We start from the raw sequence: 15740 nt of genomic DNA, 5'->3' as shown, positions 1-15740 counted from the left end.
AATAAATATTTTGAATATGAAACCTAGGGAATTACGCTTGAGTAATTCCCCTGAGGTCTGAAATTTAAAACTTGAAATAGTTGCGTGGCGAAACTGGAGGCAAGCTAATCTGCGAAGTACCAAATGTGAAGTTTTTGTCAACAGCAAAGCTTGGCGACGACGCTGTAGGCTTATAATCAATCCTGATAGTGCCTACCGACCCCTGTGTACGAAGCGTAAAGTCATAATAATTAGCACTTTGGTAATTATTATAAAGGTCGATGTCGCTATCGCTGAAATTACGAGCCATATTGGCACTTGTAGTGAAAAGGGTTAGGCTTTTGCTACTACTGCTTATGTCTATTCCTCCATACGACAAGCTGAAAGGGAAGCTGCTTACTTGTTTCCAATTGCCCAAATAGTTTCTTAAAATCTGACGATTTGTATTCATTTTTGCCCCAAATAATTTTACAGCATAAAAATCATGATAAGCCAGATGGTCTACTCGGTAGGTAAATTGATAAGCACGAGTGGGTTCTTCTTCAAGACTAAAAGCGAAGAAGTCTGGCCCTATGATATTGTCTATTCTACTAAAATTGATGGCTGAGCCAATAACTGGTGTACCTATCGACTTGATTATACCACCGGTATTGCTTGAACTAGAGGCTGAGCTATTGTTGAGTGTGCTTACACTAGAGCCTATATTAAAAGATGTACTTGTCTGCATACTAGCTATTGAACTAAGATAGCTTAGTTGTCGTCCAACGGCAACGGCATTATCGGGAGTACCAAGCCCTATTTGTTTCCGCCATTCTTGATAGCCATAATTGATATTGACATTTTTAGCTCCAAAGTTTACAATAGGCGTATATACCTCTCGCAATAAATAGGCTTCATAACCACTATTTTTGATGGTGGTTGTAACTTTGAGCAATGCAGGAATAGCCCTGCCGTTGCGATTATAGCCAAACAATTCGGCATCGTCAAAGTTTTCGTTGTTGCTACCTGAAGGTTTTAGGTCAAATACCAAATAGTCGTTGGATTGGCTATTGTTGGTATTTTTGTATTCGCCTTTTTCAAAGTTTACCGCTGCTAGTTTTTCGCCGATAGTATTGTATTTACTGGTTTTGAATACAATATCATATACCACTTTGGTTCTGGTGGCAGCACTAGCACCAGCTTTGATTGGTGCTAGTGAGTTTTGATTAACATAAAAATAATCTTCTTTGTCTCTAAGCATAAAAGACATACGCCCTACTGTAGCCTTGTTGCGTATCATAGAATTGGCCAACATGGTATTGACAGCACTACCTAATTTCAGTCCATTTTTGTAGATTCTTCTGATTTCCATGCGATATACCTTTTCATTTTGTAAACCTGCAGGAATATCAAAAGTTACGTCAGACTGGTTATCGTAGGTAACGCTTGTGGTAAGGGTATCTCCTCCATCTTTTGGAATAAATACGGCATTATATACATACCCTCCACCTATTGACTGCATCATGCTATTTTCGGTACCATTACCTTCACCGTCGAGGGTTGCTTTGAAGGCCTCACTAGGAATTTGCCCATGAATCAGACCTTTAGGTAATTGTCCTTTCAAGAAATAGTTTTGTCCTTCCAATGGCCATGTGTATTCGATATCCTTGAATTTGATATAATCAGGCTGTTTGGCTGAGGTAAAAACGGCTTTACGCTCCTCGTATTTGCCTGCATTGGCTTGTCCTCCTCCTACTTCGTCGATGGCCACAGCAATCGTGAATGTGTGTTTTGAGGTTGAGGCAAAATGTTTGTTTTTATTCAAAATCAATTGTTGTTTATCATTGACCCATTCTGGTTCGGCAAAACCATCGAACGTTGTCAGTTTTCCTCCATTTTTGCTATCTGCATAGGTAAGAGAATAGTTTTTGAGTTTGAAACGGTATGTCTTAACAGAACCATCTGGCATTCCTATTTCATAATCTTCGCCAATAGAAGTATTAAATGAAACCGTAATAGGTTCGTCGGTTTCTACGGGTTCGCCTCCGTTGGGTGATATATCACCAATAATAGCAATACCGTCCAAGCCACTACCTTCTTGGTATTGGGGGGTACATTGCTCGCCCAAAGAAATATCAAAACCTGTATTTACTTTAATAAGCCCAAGCACCGTTCCTTGTACTTTTACACGCCCATTGACCCAAGCTGGATTAGGCAGACCGCCCTTGAGCAATGCACCTGCCTCTAGTGTACAAATAGCAAATTTACCACTCGCAAACCACACATCGAGGTCGATATAAGCTCCACCTTTGAGGTAGGCATATAGCTGGGCTTGTGCATACCAGCCGTTCCAGCCACCTGCTGTACTACCACCCTCTGAACACACAACACCGTGAGTCAATGCTGCATCAAACCCTATAATAGCCTGAGCATTGAGCGAAAGAATAGCCACATTGGCTTCAAACAAGCCGTTGTACTGCCCTCCTACCAAAATCGAAAAATCGGGAACGCTGGTTACTTTACCATCGCTGTCAACGCCTACAGCACCTACGTTTTTAACAGCATTGATTTGGCTATTTCGCTGTGCATCGGCATTGTTAGGAATTGTACCTAAAAAACTTTCTACAGGACTAGGCAAAGGAGGCATATCGCCCAAATCGTTACCCATAGCCATATAAAAATTCGCTCCAATTTTGGCTTTTACTACCGCCAAATTCAAATCCAGAATATTGAACGATACCCTACGGTTTACATCATAAGGGTCGCCCAATTTGATATGCCATTCTCTTGGCGAGAAGTGCATTCTAAACGGAACTTGTACCGAAGCAGTCAGAATTTTGACTTGTAAATCTGCCGATACATCATAATTGCCCGTAGCAGTATAATTAAATGCTACATTACCTTGTACCAAGGCAGTGTTGTCGTCGGGCATACCGTCTTTACTAATTACATTGATTCTGCCATTGGCATTAAAATTATTCAATGCACCGTTGCTAAACCCTGCTTCCATTCCTACCGAACCCGTCATTAGTCGGGCATCGGCCAATGATAGATATACCCTTGCTTTTAGCCCCCAAGCACCACGCTGAGGCACATATACCAACCCCGACTTGGTTACGCCTGGTTGACTGCTTAGGTCTCTTCTTTCTTCGGCAGTAAGTGGCTTACTTTCTAATTTTTCGCCTATGCTACCATCTTGACGCATATTAAAATACAAGCCTCCGCCAAAACCTGTTAAGGTAAGTGGTGGTACAATCACAAACCCAGGATTGGTGACTACACTGGCATCCATATAGCCATAGAAAAAGTCATCTTTTTTACCAAATAAAATACTAGCTTCTACCGCTACCAAACTTGGGATTTTTACCTTAGCCCATCCGTTGAGTCCTGTACCATGCTGGGCATTACCATAAAACATTTTTATTTCGCCTTCTACATGAGCCGGGCCAAACTGACCTGCAATGGTGAATCTGGATGGGTAAACCCCTTTAAAAACTGGTGTAAGCTTTCCGTTTTGTACCTCTATATTACCCAATACTTGTACTGTACCTGTGGCATTGGCAAGGCTTGCTTCTTCGCCACCTACGTTTATTTTTACCCCAAACTCTAGCCCTAAGCCGATATTGTTTTTAACAAATTTTGGTGGAATCAACTGAATCGGGAAACCTCCTAGCTTCTGATTTTTACCTTCTTCTGCCATTGCAGGATAACCCTCGTTGTCCAAAAGTGAAGGGCCTCCTCTACCGTTGTTGTTTGCTCCGTTATTATTTCCTCCATTGTTGTTATCGCCAAATAAGCCTCCTTCCAAATTCCAGTTGCCTGTATTGATATAAATACCCGTATTACCCATTTCGTCGCCTCCTTTTGATTTTAGGCTAGAAATAGAAAACTTCTCAAATACAAGGTCGGGAACAAGGAAATCTATCGGTGCTTTGGCATCTATGGTCATTTCGCCATTGAGATCAAATGAAATCTCGGGGTCTTTATCTTTTACAAAATTGGCATAGAATGATGAATTAGGATAGATTTTCATATTGGCCAAGAAAATAGGAACATTATACCCTTGTGCCTTGGGCTTAACCACCATTCTAACGGTATCGAGTCCATTACGAAGATTGCACGAGTAGTCGAGCATATCGGTACTTATAGGAAGCTGTATTTTGCCTACCATCGAACCTCTGATAAGAGCATTTTTGACAATTAATACTTCAAAAGAATCAATTGCAAAGGCTAATTTACCCATTCTGCCAGTGGTATAATCTAACAACGGATACCGAGAGGGCGTAAAACGTCCTGTGAAGCCATCTTTATCGAAAATCATTTGTTGGGCGGCAAAACTCATACGACTATTACCACCTCCGAGCGACTTTGGCAACAGGACATCGACCCTATGCAAGTATAACCCCATAAAGGTATTTCCTCTGTCGCCATCATATTCGGCAGGTGGGGTAAAATTCATGGGGTTGCGGAAATCGGAATGGTCATAAAATGCTTCCAACCCTTTTACCGATAAGCCTTTAGCATCTTTCAAACCAAAAGTGGGAAGTTGAATAGTAGCTACCCAGTCACTCCAGCGATTAAAATCAAATTTCAACTGCGAAATCACATCGCCTGGCAGTACATTTCCCTCACTATCATTGAGTTGTAACACATTTTGCCCCAAATTTATTTCGGCTTCTACATGTACATGCTTCACCGAATCGGGCGTAAGAATAGCATACGTTCCGTCGTTGGCTGGGTAATGGCTTTGTTTGAAAGTAATTGGTGTATAAGGTGGTTTAAAATCTTTGACCAAATACAATACGGCATTATTCGGAAAAAGTTTATTAGGCAACATACACATTTCGGTAGCGGCCATCGACAAAAACGAGTTATCTTCTGGCATTTTTACATTGAGCAATGCACCCATATCTGCTCCGTCGGGTGCTATGGTCATGTAATTGATACCTATTAGCCCTGCCCCTGCATCATACCCAATCGGCAACGAAACCGCCAACTGCCCTTTAATATCTTGCCAAAGCTTGGAGGTTAAGGTAGAAGTATATTGTTTTAGATAATCAACGCTAATGTTTTTGTAGGTCGACAAGTCGGGTTTTGTAACGCCAGGCATCTCAAAGCCTTCGGTACTGCCTTCGGCCAAGCCTGTGATAGCTTCGTCGGAAGCATTGACTTTCAGCTTGGTGAATTTTACCTTGATTGGTACATAATTCCAAGTAATTCGGCCATTGCCAGCCCAACCATCGACCGATTCGGCAGCTTGGTCGACACTCAATTCAAAATTGCCTAGTTTAATGGTTTTGCCTACCAGAGTAGTTTGCTTCACCGCCACCAAGTCGGCAGGAATTTGAGCATTCTTACATTTTACGGTACTTGCTTCAGGACTCACCCGTTCGCCTTGTGGGCCTACCTTGAATACACAAACTTCACTTCGTCCGTTGTTTTGAAGAAAAACCTTCTCATTATTGTCTTTCGCTACTACCGCCCAAGCATAAAGCCCCTCCGACAATTCGGGAGAGTTGGCACCATAAATCAAATTAGGAACTTGTAAATCTTTTTCTACAAAAGGGTTTCCTACATTTCTTTCTATGGCATTGTTAATGGCATCGTTGGGGTTTTGCCCATCGGGTACTTTTACCAAATAAAAATCATAGTTGATACGAGCCCCCGCAATATTGCCTACACAGGGTGTCCAGTTGAATACAATATTTTGGGGGTTTGTGGCTGGAATAGCCCTTCCTGCATCGCAAATCGGCGAGGTAGTGCGTGGGGGCTCTATATAAGTAATAGGAATAATTACACAACCTTTGGGTTCGCTACCGTTGAGATTGGCCGGAAGCTGATTAAAAGGCACAACCTTGATACAAAGCTCATAATAACCTTGTGGAATCAAGCCCGAAATGAGAGTTTGGGTTTCTATTCCCGAAATATCCAGATTGTCTTCATTGAACATCGTTTGGTTTGAGCCAAAAAGCTCTATTTGCAATGGAATACCATTGCCCGGAATAGTCAATGGCCCCGATGGCTGATAATTGGCCTTTGTGATGGCTCGTACACCATTGTTTTGCCCCTTGATTTCGCCCAATAGTTTTACTTGTACAGGATTGGGGTTAGTATTGGTCAATATCACAATCATCGAGTTATTGCTACCATCGGGAGCGTAATCTTTTAATCGTGGGCTATAGGGTGGTGGAAAAATCGTTTGAACAGTTATGCCATTGAGTTGCTGGGCAAAGTTCTCGACCAGAGCAATGCATACCAATAAAAGGATTAATAGTATTTTTTTCATGGCAATCAATGATTAAAAGTTAAGAGAGTACCCTGCTTGGGTATATATTTCAGTAAAATTTCTGGTATCAAATTTTAGGTCTTTGTTGTACAAAAGGCTTGTACCTAGCGAAAGCTGTTGCTTATTTGTTACCTTAATGCGTCCATTCCAACGGGCATTAAGGGTATATCCGTTGGCTTCGTCTTGGTAATAATTTTGGTTATAATTGGCAGTTAGACTGTTAGAAAAGCGTTTGAAGTTTTTGGAAATATTCAGGTTTGCACCTAACGAACTAGAATTGCCATAAGACAAGAAGTTTTTGATAAACAATACTCCTGGGCTAACATTAAACTTTTGCTTGCTATTGTTTCGACTATAATTGAGCGAAACAAATAGATTGTTAAACTCTAAGAGTTGTTTTGAAACGGTATTATAATCTGTAGAGTTTTGGTAGCTGGTCATCAGGTTGAGGGCATGACTTACTACCCTATCGCCCCACGAATACCTCGGTGCAAATACCAAGCTTTGGTTTACTTGCTGAATTTTGAGGGTATCAATAATACGGTCGGGATTATTCTGGAAAGTGCCGTAGTTGGAATACGTCACCATCAAACCAAAGTTTTGAGAAGGTTGAATCGATAAGTTAAGCGAACCAATATTGCGTTCGGTTTGGGTAGCTTTGGTTTTACTTACGTTGTCTTTCTGGATACCATAGCTACCATTGAGGTTTACTTTTCCATTAAATAGCGACAACGAAGGATTCAGGACAATTTCTTGTACGTCGTTGTTAAAAAAGTACGCACCCATCGACTTATAATCTGTTGAGATAAGGCGGTATTGCACTTGTAAAGAAATATACCGAGAATTGAACCTCAGGGAACTAAAAGCTGCATACCCTACCTGCGAGCTTCTTCTGAGCTTGAAAAGGCTTCTTAAAAAATCGCTTTTAATAGAAAGGTCGCCCGTCAACTCTTTAGCATTAGCATCTGAGTTATAGCCACTTACCCCTATATCGTTTGACCAAGTGAGTCGCTTAAAAAAGGTAGTCTGTGTAACTATTCCTAATGTTGTATTTTCGGAAGGCGTAAGTATTTCATTGATAGGCACTTGTATAGAATTGGCCTCATCCCAACCTTTGGTATAGATAACATCGATAAAATTTTGTGCAGAACCATAGCCTAGTTTTACGGCATAGCCCATTCTACGAAAAGCCGTTGGCAAAGCCCCAAAGCCTTTTTGGGTGGTATCTCGGCGATTGGCCTGCTGGAATCGACCATACATGGCCGAAAACCGCAATTTTCCTGGGTTTAAATCAATGCCTGCTCCAAAAAACAAACGCCCCGCAAGGGTATAATTAGAATAATTGAGATTGCGGTACCCCAAATGTAAGCGAGCCCATTTGTAATTGGGACTCATGCCAAACTGCTGAAAAGGACCAGCATAAGATTGTGATTGCTGATTGATAAGGAAGAAAAAGGGCATTTGAATACCATAAACTGATAATACTGGGCTAGCCGAAATAGTCCACGAAAAAGGGTCAAGCCTCTGGCGACCTTCCAAGTTGGAATAGGTGTTGAAGCCCAAATGCAGGCCTCCCGAAATCGAAACAGGCTTTTGGGCTTTGAGACTACCTATATCTTGTGCCGAAATAAGATAGGGTATTTGCCAAAAACAAATAAGGATGAATAGCTTTTTCATGAGTAGGGTACTTTGTTAGTTACGGATACCCAAAGTAATAGCGATATTTCAGTAAAGTCTATTACCTTTTTCACTCATTGATATTGTGGTTAATAATCTGACTATCAATATTTTAAATATTTTTATTTTATTTATTTATCATATTTAAAAAAGGCTTATAACCCTTTATACACATTTTGTAAAACTGTAGAAAGTACAAAACAAAAAAAGCACCGCCAAAACGGTGCTTAAACAACATAATAAGTAAGGAATCCGAAATGTTTTTAAGGCAAATCTATAATTCTTTCCCGAATAGCTTTTGCTACGGCTTCAGTACCACACTGTACTTGTAATTTAAAATAAATATTCTTTAAATGTCGCCTTACGGTTTCTATCGAAATACTACATTCATTGGCTATCATTTTATACGAAAACCCACGAGTCAACAGTTCTAGTACTTGCTTTTCTCGCTCGGTCAGGTGATATTCATTGGCTGGAAGAGTCTGTTTTCTAAAGGTTTGCAAAATCCTCTTGGCAATCCCTGGCGACATCGGGGCTCCTCCATCCATCAATTGTTTGATAGCCTGAAACAACATCGACGGTGAATCTTTTTTTAGGATATAGCCATCGGCACCATGACTTAGGCAAGCAAAGAGCCTGTCGTCGTCTTCAAATACCGTGTGCATGATTATTTTGAGATAAGGATATTTTTCTTTGGCAATTCGCACGCCATCAATACCGTTATATATAGGCATATCTATATCCATAATAATCAAATCGGGCATTTCGGCTTGTGTATGCTGTAATATCAATTCACAATTGGGATGAGAACCCACAACCTGAAACTCTTCAGATGAATTAATTAGTAATTCCAGCAACTCACGAAGTTTCTGGTTATCTTCATAAATAGATACTCTGTTCATTTGAAAAGCTTTTACCTTGGGTGAATAACTTATATTTGCAAATCAACAACAAATAATCGGCAATGTAAATAACCTTTTTGGGGCAGATACGCCCACCCTATACATTATGAAAAAGATAAAACATTTGATTTTTGATTTTGACGGAACGCTGGTCAACTCTAAAACACTATTTTTAACACTATTTAATGAATTAGCTCAAAAAAAAGGCTACCGATTAATGGACGAGCTTGCTTTACTAGAACTCAAAAATTTATCTTTTTTTGAAAGAGCCAAATACCTCAAAGTTCCCTTGATTCATCTGCCTTTTATTATTCCTGTTATTTATAAGCGATATAAGGCTCATTTGCCACAACTAAAATTGATTGATGGTATAGAAACGGTTTTGGCAACCTTATATAAGGCTGGCTTTAGTATGGATATTGTGTCGTCAAACTCGGAAGAAAATATTAGGTTGTTTTTAGAAGCAAAAGGCATCAACTATTTTTCAACTATTAGCTGTTCCAAAAATGTGATGGGAAAAGATATTTTGCTGCGTAAACTTATCAAAGAACAAGGCTATCGACATGAAGAAATCATTTATTTGGGCGACGAAGCACGTGACCTCGAAGCTTCTAACAAAGTAGGTATACAAACTATCTGGGTAGCATGGGGGTATGATACCCAAACCCTCATAGAAACCCTCAGGCCAACCTATTTAGCCCATCAACCTAGCGATTTGCTAGCTATTTTGCTGTAAAACCTATTTGATAACCCCATAAAAGCATGAGTCATCCCTAATTGAGTGAATTGAGATTGAGCCCATGAGGGATTATTCTTTATGTACACTTTGCAGCAATAGAGCCATAATATTTTGTACCTAAAAATAATATCAAAAAAGCGGTCGAAAATTGTTTTCGACCGCTTTTTTGACATACCGTCGGAGAATAATCCTAGTACCAAAATGAGGACTTATATTTATTATTCTCTCGACGACGCTTTATAAACCCCAAACTCTCCTAATAATGTTGGAGCTAAAGCCTCTAAGACAGTTAAACGAAGCTTGTTGGATGTTACCGAAGGAAAACGCAATAATCGTTTGTACCCAATGGTTGTGCTTGTGGCCAAAGGCTTCCAAGAACCATCTTGCCAATATTCAATTTTGAACGACTTCACTCTTTGTCCTTCAGCAATATTTTCTTGTAAAGAAATTCTATCGAAAGTGACCGACTTACTCAGGTTTATCACCAAAGGGTTATTGGTTTTTACCTGAATAGCCGTTTCGAGTTTTTGATCAACTAGTTGCTTGCTTTGGGCACTTACCAAGTTATTGGCAAATGTTTCGTTCAAGATATTTCTAAACTCTTTGATATTTTGTACATCTTTTTGCTCAAACAGCCCCTCGGTATTGGGCGGAATATTCAATAACAACAAGCTATTTCGCCCTACTGATTGGTAATATAAATTCACCAAATTGCTTGGCGTTCTTACTTTGTTATTTTCTTTTTCGTGCCAAAACCAACCTGGACGAATCGACACATCGGTTTCGGCAGGAATCCAGCTTTTACCATTTTCACTGCCTACATTGAGGTAATTGGCATCGGCCTTGCCCGGTGCTAAGCCCTCGGCATTGATAGTTGACCAACACGTTTCGCCAGCGTTTCCTGCTTCGTTACCTACCCAACGTACATCTGGGCCTGCATCCGAAAACATCACCGCATTAGGCTGTAATTCACGCACAATTTGCCAAAAACCTTTGAAATCATATTCCATGTCTTTAGCATTTTCACCCTTTGCTCCATCAAACCATACTTCTGCTATTTCGCCATAATTGGTTAGCAATTCTCGCAACTGATTTTTGTAGTAATTGTTGTACGAAGCCGTTCCGTAGCTAGGCTCGTGGCGGTCCCAAGGTGACAAGTACACCCCAAATTTTAGCCCAAATTCTTTACAAGCATCGGCTACTTCTTTGACAACATCGCCTTTTCCATCTTTGTAAGGACTACTTTTTACCGAATGATTGGTATATTTTGAAGGCCACAAACAAAAACCATCGTGGTGTTTGGCAGTAATAATTGCGATTTTGAAACCCCCATCTTTAAGGGCTTTTACCCACTGACGAGCATCTAACTTTGTTGGATTAAATATCGATGGCGACTCTGTACCTTCGCCCCATTCTTTGTCGGTAAAGGTATTAACCGTAAAGTGAATAAATGCCGTTGTTTCGAGTTTTTGCCAATTGAGTTGGCGAGCCGTTGGTTTTACCAAAGCCCTCCCCGTTTGTCCCATTGACATCGCTGCGGTAGCGGCCAACATCAATGATAAGATACTTTTTTTCATAATTTTTGAAAATTGAGCGTAAGAAAATAATCTTTACATGTGAAAGTTGAAAAGCCAAAAATATACTCAAAAACTAACGACTATGGAGGGCTTTGTAAGGGTAAATCAAAGGGTTTAATCAAAGCAGTGTGCAAGAGAGGCCTATTAGGGCAAATTGTATCTTTTTAAGTTTTTAGTAAAAACAGCTAGCAATTGCAGGTATTTGCCAGTGACTCATGTCATTTTATTCAGCTCAAAAAATGGATTAATTTGTAAACAAATTGATAAAACGCAAAGTTCGCTATATATTTGAAAGATTTTCTTTGCTAAAATCAATCAAACCCGAAAATATAACATTAATCATAATCTAAATTAAACAAATCCCGAACGAATGGCTTATCAAAAAGATTTTACCTATGTTTCTGGTACGGAACCACATCGTATCCGTACACGTGAAATTATCAAAGCCCACCCTGAGGTAAAAAAATTAATTACTAAAAATCCAATGACATTTGCCTGGATTTTAGGGTGTGTATCACTTCAAGTTGTTATGGCCTATTTAGTAAAAGACCAAGCTTGGTGGGTAATTTTAGCGGCAGCATGGTGCATCGGAGCGTTTCCTACACATACATTGTTTGTATGTATTCACGAAGCAGCCCACAACCTTATTTTCAAAAAGCCTTCTTGGAATGTATATGCAGGGATTATTGCCAATTTCCCTTCATTAGCTCCAACAGCCATTTCATTCAAAAACTATCACCTCAAACATCATGCGTTTCAGGGGGTTCATGAGTTAGATGCCGACCTACCTGACTTCTGGGAAGCTAAATTGATTAATAACTATTTTATTGGTAAAATGTTGTGGTTGTTGTTCTTCCCAATTTTTCAAGCAATCAGAACTTTGCGTTGCTTAGAATTGGCAGTATTTGACCGTTTTGTTATCATGAACATTGTTTGTCAGTTGGCTTTTGATGCTGCTATTGTTTATACTATGGGCTGGCCTGCTTTGGCTTATCTAGGAGCTAGCTTTATGTTTTCGGTAGGCTTGCACCCACTTGGAGCTCGCTGGATTCAGGAACACTATTTGGTGTTGGACAAAAACCAAGAAACTTATAGCTATTATGGTGGATTGAACACTATCAATATGAACGTTGGATACCACAACGAACACCACGATATGCCTTCTGTACCTTGGAACAACTTGCCTAAGCTAAAGGCTACTGCTCCTGAGTTTTATGATAATCTCAAATATCATACTTCATTCACTAAATTATTCTTTACGTTCTTGTTTAGCCAAGAAGTTGGGTTGTATTCGAGAATTGTAAGAAAAGAAAGAGGCAGAGTTTCGCTCGAAGATAATTCAACGCCTGATATTCAGTTGTTGCAAAATAAGTAAGGTATTTTCAGCAAATACTCATTATTTTATCTGAAAACACGAGTCATCTCGAATTTTAGGTAGTATTAAAAGTCCCTCCTATTGGTGTTGGGGTTCACGAGGCTGACCATCGTACTTTTATCCTAATAGGATGTGACTTCAGTTGCACCCTATTAGGATAAAAAAGCACACAAATGATAGGTGTTTATAGACTATTAGATCAAACAAGGCGGTAGAAATTAGTTTTTCTACCGCCTTGTTTGATCTAATATATTTGGGATATTAGGTTAGTTCTTCTTAGAAGCTCATATCATCGGCACTTGGCCCATAACTTCCTGGAATAGGTATATCTAAAAGGCGTAAGAAAACACCTAATTGAGCTCGATGATGAATTGTTTGTGAAAAAGACATACGAAGTACATCTACTTTGGGGTCGGAACTATATACCGTAGCCCCACTTCGCAGTGTCCATATTTCTGATAGTTGTTCTTCTTTAGCATTTTTGAGATATTCACGTCCGTCCAGAACGTTTTGCTCGAAATAAGCCAATAAATCGGCGGTAGAGCTAATTACTTGAGGTTCGTAGGCATTATTCTCAAAATCAAGTTCGGAGGTTGTAAGGGTCATTCCAATCCAGCTTGGTAGCTCGGCCACATGAGTTGCGAGTCGCTTGAGGGTCATACTTTTGGGGTGAGGTTGCCATTCAAATTTGTCTTGAGGTACAATACTCAGCATTTTGCGAGTGGTAAGAACTTCGCTTTCAAACTCTCTTTGGAATTGTTCAATCACTGTCATAATTGTTTTGTTTAGTTGATACAACAAAGTAAATACCCGTTTATGACAGCCCTATGTCAGTAGAACTTGTGTATTTCACAAATATCCCAACATTTTTTCTACAATCTGTTTTACCTTATCTCGCAAAGCTTGAGGCTCGACGATTTGGGCATATTCTCCAAAGTTCAAATACCAATGAGCAAATCCATTGATAGAAGATGTCAAGAAGGTCATTTCAACTTCGTCGCCTAAGTCTTTTTGAGATACAAAACCGTTATAAAATTTTTGGTCACCAAAGTACCGAACCACCTCTTTTTTTACCCGAATAATAACGGTATGGATATTTTCTCGACGAGTCATTTGAGGCAGGTAGTTTTGAAGAGCGGGATGTTCTTTTTCAAAAAACTGATTGGTTTCTTCAATATGTACAACCCTATCAATCCGAAAATTACGATAGTCCTTACGCAACTGACAATACGCAATTAAGTGCCAAGCTGTTGCCAGCAGAAAAATCCCGACGGGTTCAACCAGCCTAGTGGTACTTTCTTGGCTATGATTGGCAAAATATTCCATTTTTAAAACTCTTCTTTCTGAAATACTATGCAAGATTTTTTGAAGATGTACTGTTTCGTTATTGTGTTTGGGCAAATACGGATTTTCTAGCACTTCGATATGTGCCGAAATAAGATCGAGATAGTCTTTTTCGGCAAGTTTTAGCACTGCCTTTACCTTATACATAGCTGACTGATAGGTAGTTTTGGTAAAATTATCAGTGAGTTTTTCTACCAGTTTTTCGGCTGTCATAAAGGCCGTGGCCTCTTCTTTGGTAAACATAATGGGAGGCAGTCGATACCCCTCCATAATACTATACCCTACCCCTGCTTCGCCAATAATAGGTACTCCGGCTTCTTCGAGGGTACGAATGTCACGGTAAACCGTTCGGAGACTTATCTCGAATCGGTCGGCAATTTCTTGGGCTTTTACTATTTTTTTTGACTGTAGTTGAATCAAAATTGCCGTAATACGGTCGATTCGGTTCATGAGAAATAGCGTTTTGAGGAGAAGTTAGGTACTGATTTTTGTACCACAAAAAACAAAGGTCAATAAAAACCCGAAAACTTTCAAGGGATTTTCGGGTTTTTATTGACCACTTCTTTGCCAAAGCAAAGCGATATTTGTTATAATTATAACATTACTGGCAACCCAGTTTTTACTGATTCGTCGCAAGCGAAGGCTATTCTAAGGCTATTTACGGCATCCTCCAAATGGTCGGTTAAGTCCAAATCTTCCTGTAGGGCTTTCAAGAAAAAGCGTTGTTCACGGTTACAAAGCTCTTGGTGGTCGGGTTCGTCGGTAAGGTTTATCCACTCGTCGGGCTTAGTAAAGGCATTATTTTCATCAATATTGGCATAATGTACCCTCAGCGACTCGGTTTTGGTATGCGAGTCCACATTGTCAGATTTGCCTACACTACCAGCCTCTTTAGCCACAATAGACACACAGCCTTTAGGGCCAATTACATCTTTCACAAAAAAAGCTGTTTCGCTCATCATAGGCCCCCATCCTGCTTCGTACCAACCCACTGAGCCATCTTCAAAACGAATTTGGAGCTGTCCATAATTATAATTTCCTTCAGGAATATCGTCGGTTAACCTTGCCCCTATGGCATTAACTTGTATAGGTTTTGAGCGAGTCATTTGGCACATCACATCGATATAATGCACCCCACAATCAACAATCGGGCTAAGGCTTTTCATCAAATTGCGGTGAACATTCCACATAACTCCGTGGCTTTGCTGATTAAGGTTCATTCGCATGACCAAAGGACGGCCCAAGTCGTGTGCAATTTCGACAAACTTCTCCCAAGATGGATGATGACGAAGAATATAACCCACCACTACTTTTTTACCCTTTTCTTTGGCCAAATCAGCCACTCGTTGTGCTCCTGCTACTGTATCGGCAAGGGGTTTTTCAATGAATACATGACAACCCGCCTCTAAGGCCATTACAGCAAAAGCCTCGTGCGTATCGGGATACGTCGAAATACATACTGCATCGGGCTTGGTAGCGTTTAGGGCTTCGGCATAGTCATTAAAAAGGGCATATCCTCCGCCTAATCGCTCATTGAGTACTTCCTTACTTTTGCCAGTAGACACGATTCCACAAATTTCAAAACCTTCGGTTGACTGATAAGCAATGGCATGAGAAGCCCCCATATTTCCACACCCTACAACAAGAACTCTGATTGATTGTTTCTGAAGTGACATTTGATAGATTGTTAAACAGCTTTTATTTGAATTTATTATCAAAGCTAAGTAATTCTAAGAATTTTCATATCCTGACAATCCATAATTATTCAAAAATATTATTCAATCAGTACTATAATACCGAAAATGTCATTTTACATTTATTATTCCTATACAACAGCATCCTGCAATCACAAAAAAATCATAGACAAAAACCGTTTTATACA

Annotated in this window: 9 protein-coding genes; 2 read left to right on the top strand and 7 right to left on the bottom strand. The window is 39.9% G+C overall.

Translation table 11 applies throughout. The annotated features are described in order from the left end of the window. Positions 1-64: 64 nt before the first annotated feature. From FLEMA_RS0108660 to FLEMA_RS0108650, 3 genes are all read right to left on the bottom strand, one after another. On the bottom strand, positions 65-6244 hold the full coding sequence (locus FLEMA_RS0108660; RefSeq protein WP_026995129.1) for a hypothetical protein: 6180 nt from the start codon (positions 6242-6244) through the stop codon (positions 65-67). Between the two features lie 12 nt (positions 6245-6256). Then, positions 6257-7921, bottom strand: coding sequence for a TonB-dependent receptor (locus FLEMA_RS0108655; RefSeq protein WP_026995128.1), 1665 nt, complete (start codon positions 7919-7921; stop codon positions 6257-6259). A 263-nt stretch (positions 7922-8184) separates the two neighbouring features. Beyond that, a complete protein-coding gene (locus FLEMA_RS0108650) occupies positions 8185-8823 on the bottom strand; it encodes a response regulator (RefSeq protein ID WP_044171139.1) in 639 nt (212 codons plus the stop codon). Positions 8824-8929: 106 nt separating this feature from the next. Here FLEMA_RS0108650 and FLEMA_RS0108645 point away from each other — a divergent pair, with 106 nt between their 5' ends. After that, positions 8930-9559: an HAD hydrolase-like protein gene (locus FLEMA_RS0108645; protein WP_044171137.1), complete on the top strand. Its 630-nt coding sequence runs from the start codon at positions 8930-8932 to the stop codon at positions 9557-9559. 221 nt (positions 9560-9780) lie between these two features. On the opposite strand, the gene FLEMA_RS0108640 is transcribed toward FLEMA_RS0108645, so the two are convergent. Then, on the bottom strand, positions 9781-11139 hold the full coding sequence (locus tag FLEMA_RS0108640; protein WP_081681285.1) for an alpha-L-fucosidase: 1359 nt from the start codon (positions 11137-11139) through the stop codon (positions 9781-9783). Positions 11140-11509: 370 nt separating this feature from the next. Here FLEMA_RS0108640 and FLEMA_RS0108635 point away from each other — a divergent pair, with 370 nt between their 5' ends. Then, positions 11510-12514 (top strand): fatty acid desaturase, encoded by a 1005-nt coding sequence (locus tag FLEMA_RS0108635; RefSeq protein WP_026995124.1) that lies wholly within the window; start codon positions 11510-11512, stop codon positions 12512-12514. 276 nt (positions 12515-12790) lie between these two features. On the opposite strand, the gene FLEMA_RS0108630 is transcribed toward FLEMA_RS0108635, so the two are convergent. From FLEMA_RS0108630 to FLEMA_RS0108620, 3 genes are all read right to left on the bottom strand, one after another. Beyond that, complete coding sequence (locus FLEMA_RS0108630; protein WP_026995123.1) at positions 12791-13288, bottom strand: DinB family protein; 498 nt, start codon at positions 13286-13288, stop codon at positions 12791-12793. Positions 13289-13363: 75 nt separating this feature from the next. Then, entirely contained in the window at positions 13364-14308 is a 945-nt protein-coding gene (locus tag FLEMA_RS0108625) for a helix-turn-helix transcriptional regulator (RefSeq protein WP_026995122.1), read from the bottom strand. Between the two features lie 143 nt (positions 14309-14451). Beyond that, complete coding sequence (locus tag FLEMA_RS0108620) at positions 14452-15534, bottom strand: Gfo/Idh/MocA family protein (protein WP_026995121.1); 1083 nt, start codon at positions 15532-15534, stop codon at positions 14452-14454. Between the last annotated feature and the right edge of the window lie 206 nt (positions 15535-15740).

The sequence above is a fragment of the Flectobacillus major DSM 103 genome, assembly GCF_000427405.1.
GTDB classification, from domain to species: Bacteria; Bacteroidota; Bacteroidia; order Cytophagales; family Spirosomataceae; genus Flectobacillus; species Flectobacillus major.
The sequence above is the reverse complement of the archived record's forward strand: the minus strand, read 5'-3'. Positions and strand labels throughout refer to the sequence as shown.

What these genes read in the sequence shown, in the direction of transcription:
- FLEMA_RS0108660 (WP_026995129.1), bottom strand. Translation starts at nt 6,244, where the DNA reads ATGAAAAAAATACTATTAATCCTTTTATTGGTATGCATTGCTCTGGTC.
- FLEMA_RS0108655 (WP_026995128.1), bottom strand. Translation starts at nt 7,921, where the DNA reads ATGAAAAAGCTATTCATCCTTATTTGTTTTTGGCAAATACCCTATCTT.
- FLEMA_RS0108650 (WP_044171139.1), bottom strand. Translation starts at nt 8,823, where the DNA reads ATGAACAGAGTATCTATTTATGAAGATAACCAGAAACTTCGTGAGTTG.
- FLEMA_RS0108645 (WP_044171137.1), top strand. Translation starts at nt 8,930, where the DNA reads ATGAAAAAGATAAAACATTTGATTTTTGATTTTGACGGAACGCTGGTC.
- FLEMA_RS0108640 (WP_081681285.1), bottom strand. Translation starts at nt 11,139, where the DNA reads ATGAAAAAAAGTATCTTATCATTGATGTTGGCCGCTACCGCAGCGATG.
- FLEMA_RS0108635 (WP_026995124.1), top strand. Translation starts at nt 11,510, where the DNA reads ATGGCTTATCAAAAAGATTTTACCTATGTTTCTGGTACGGAACCACAT.
- FLEMA_RS0108630 (WP_026995123.1), bottom strand. Translation starts at nt 13,288, where the DNA reads ATGACAGTGATTGAACAATTCCAAAGAGAGTTTGAAAGCGAAGTTCTT.
- FLEMA_RS0108625 (WP_026995122.1), bottom strand. Translation starts at nt 14,308, where the DNA reads ATGAACCGAATCGACCGTATTACGGCAATTTTGATTCAACTACAGTCA.
- FLEMA_RS0108620 (WP_026995121.1), bottom strand. Translation starts at nt 15,534, where the DNA reads ATGTCACTTCAGAAACAATCAATCAGAGTTCTTGTTGTAGGGTGTGGA.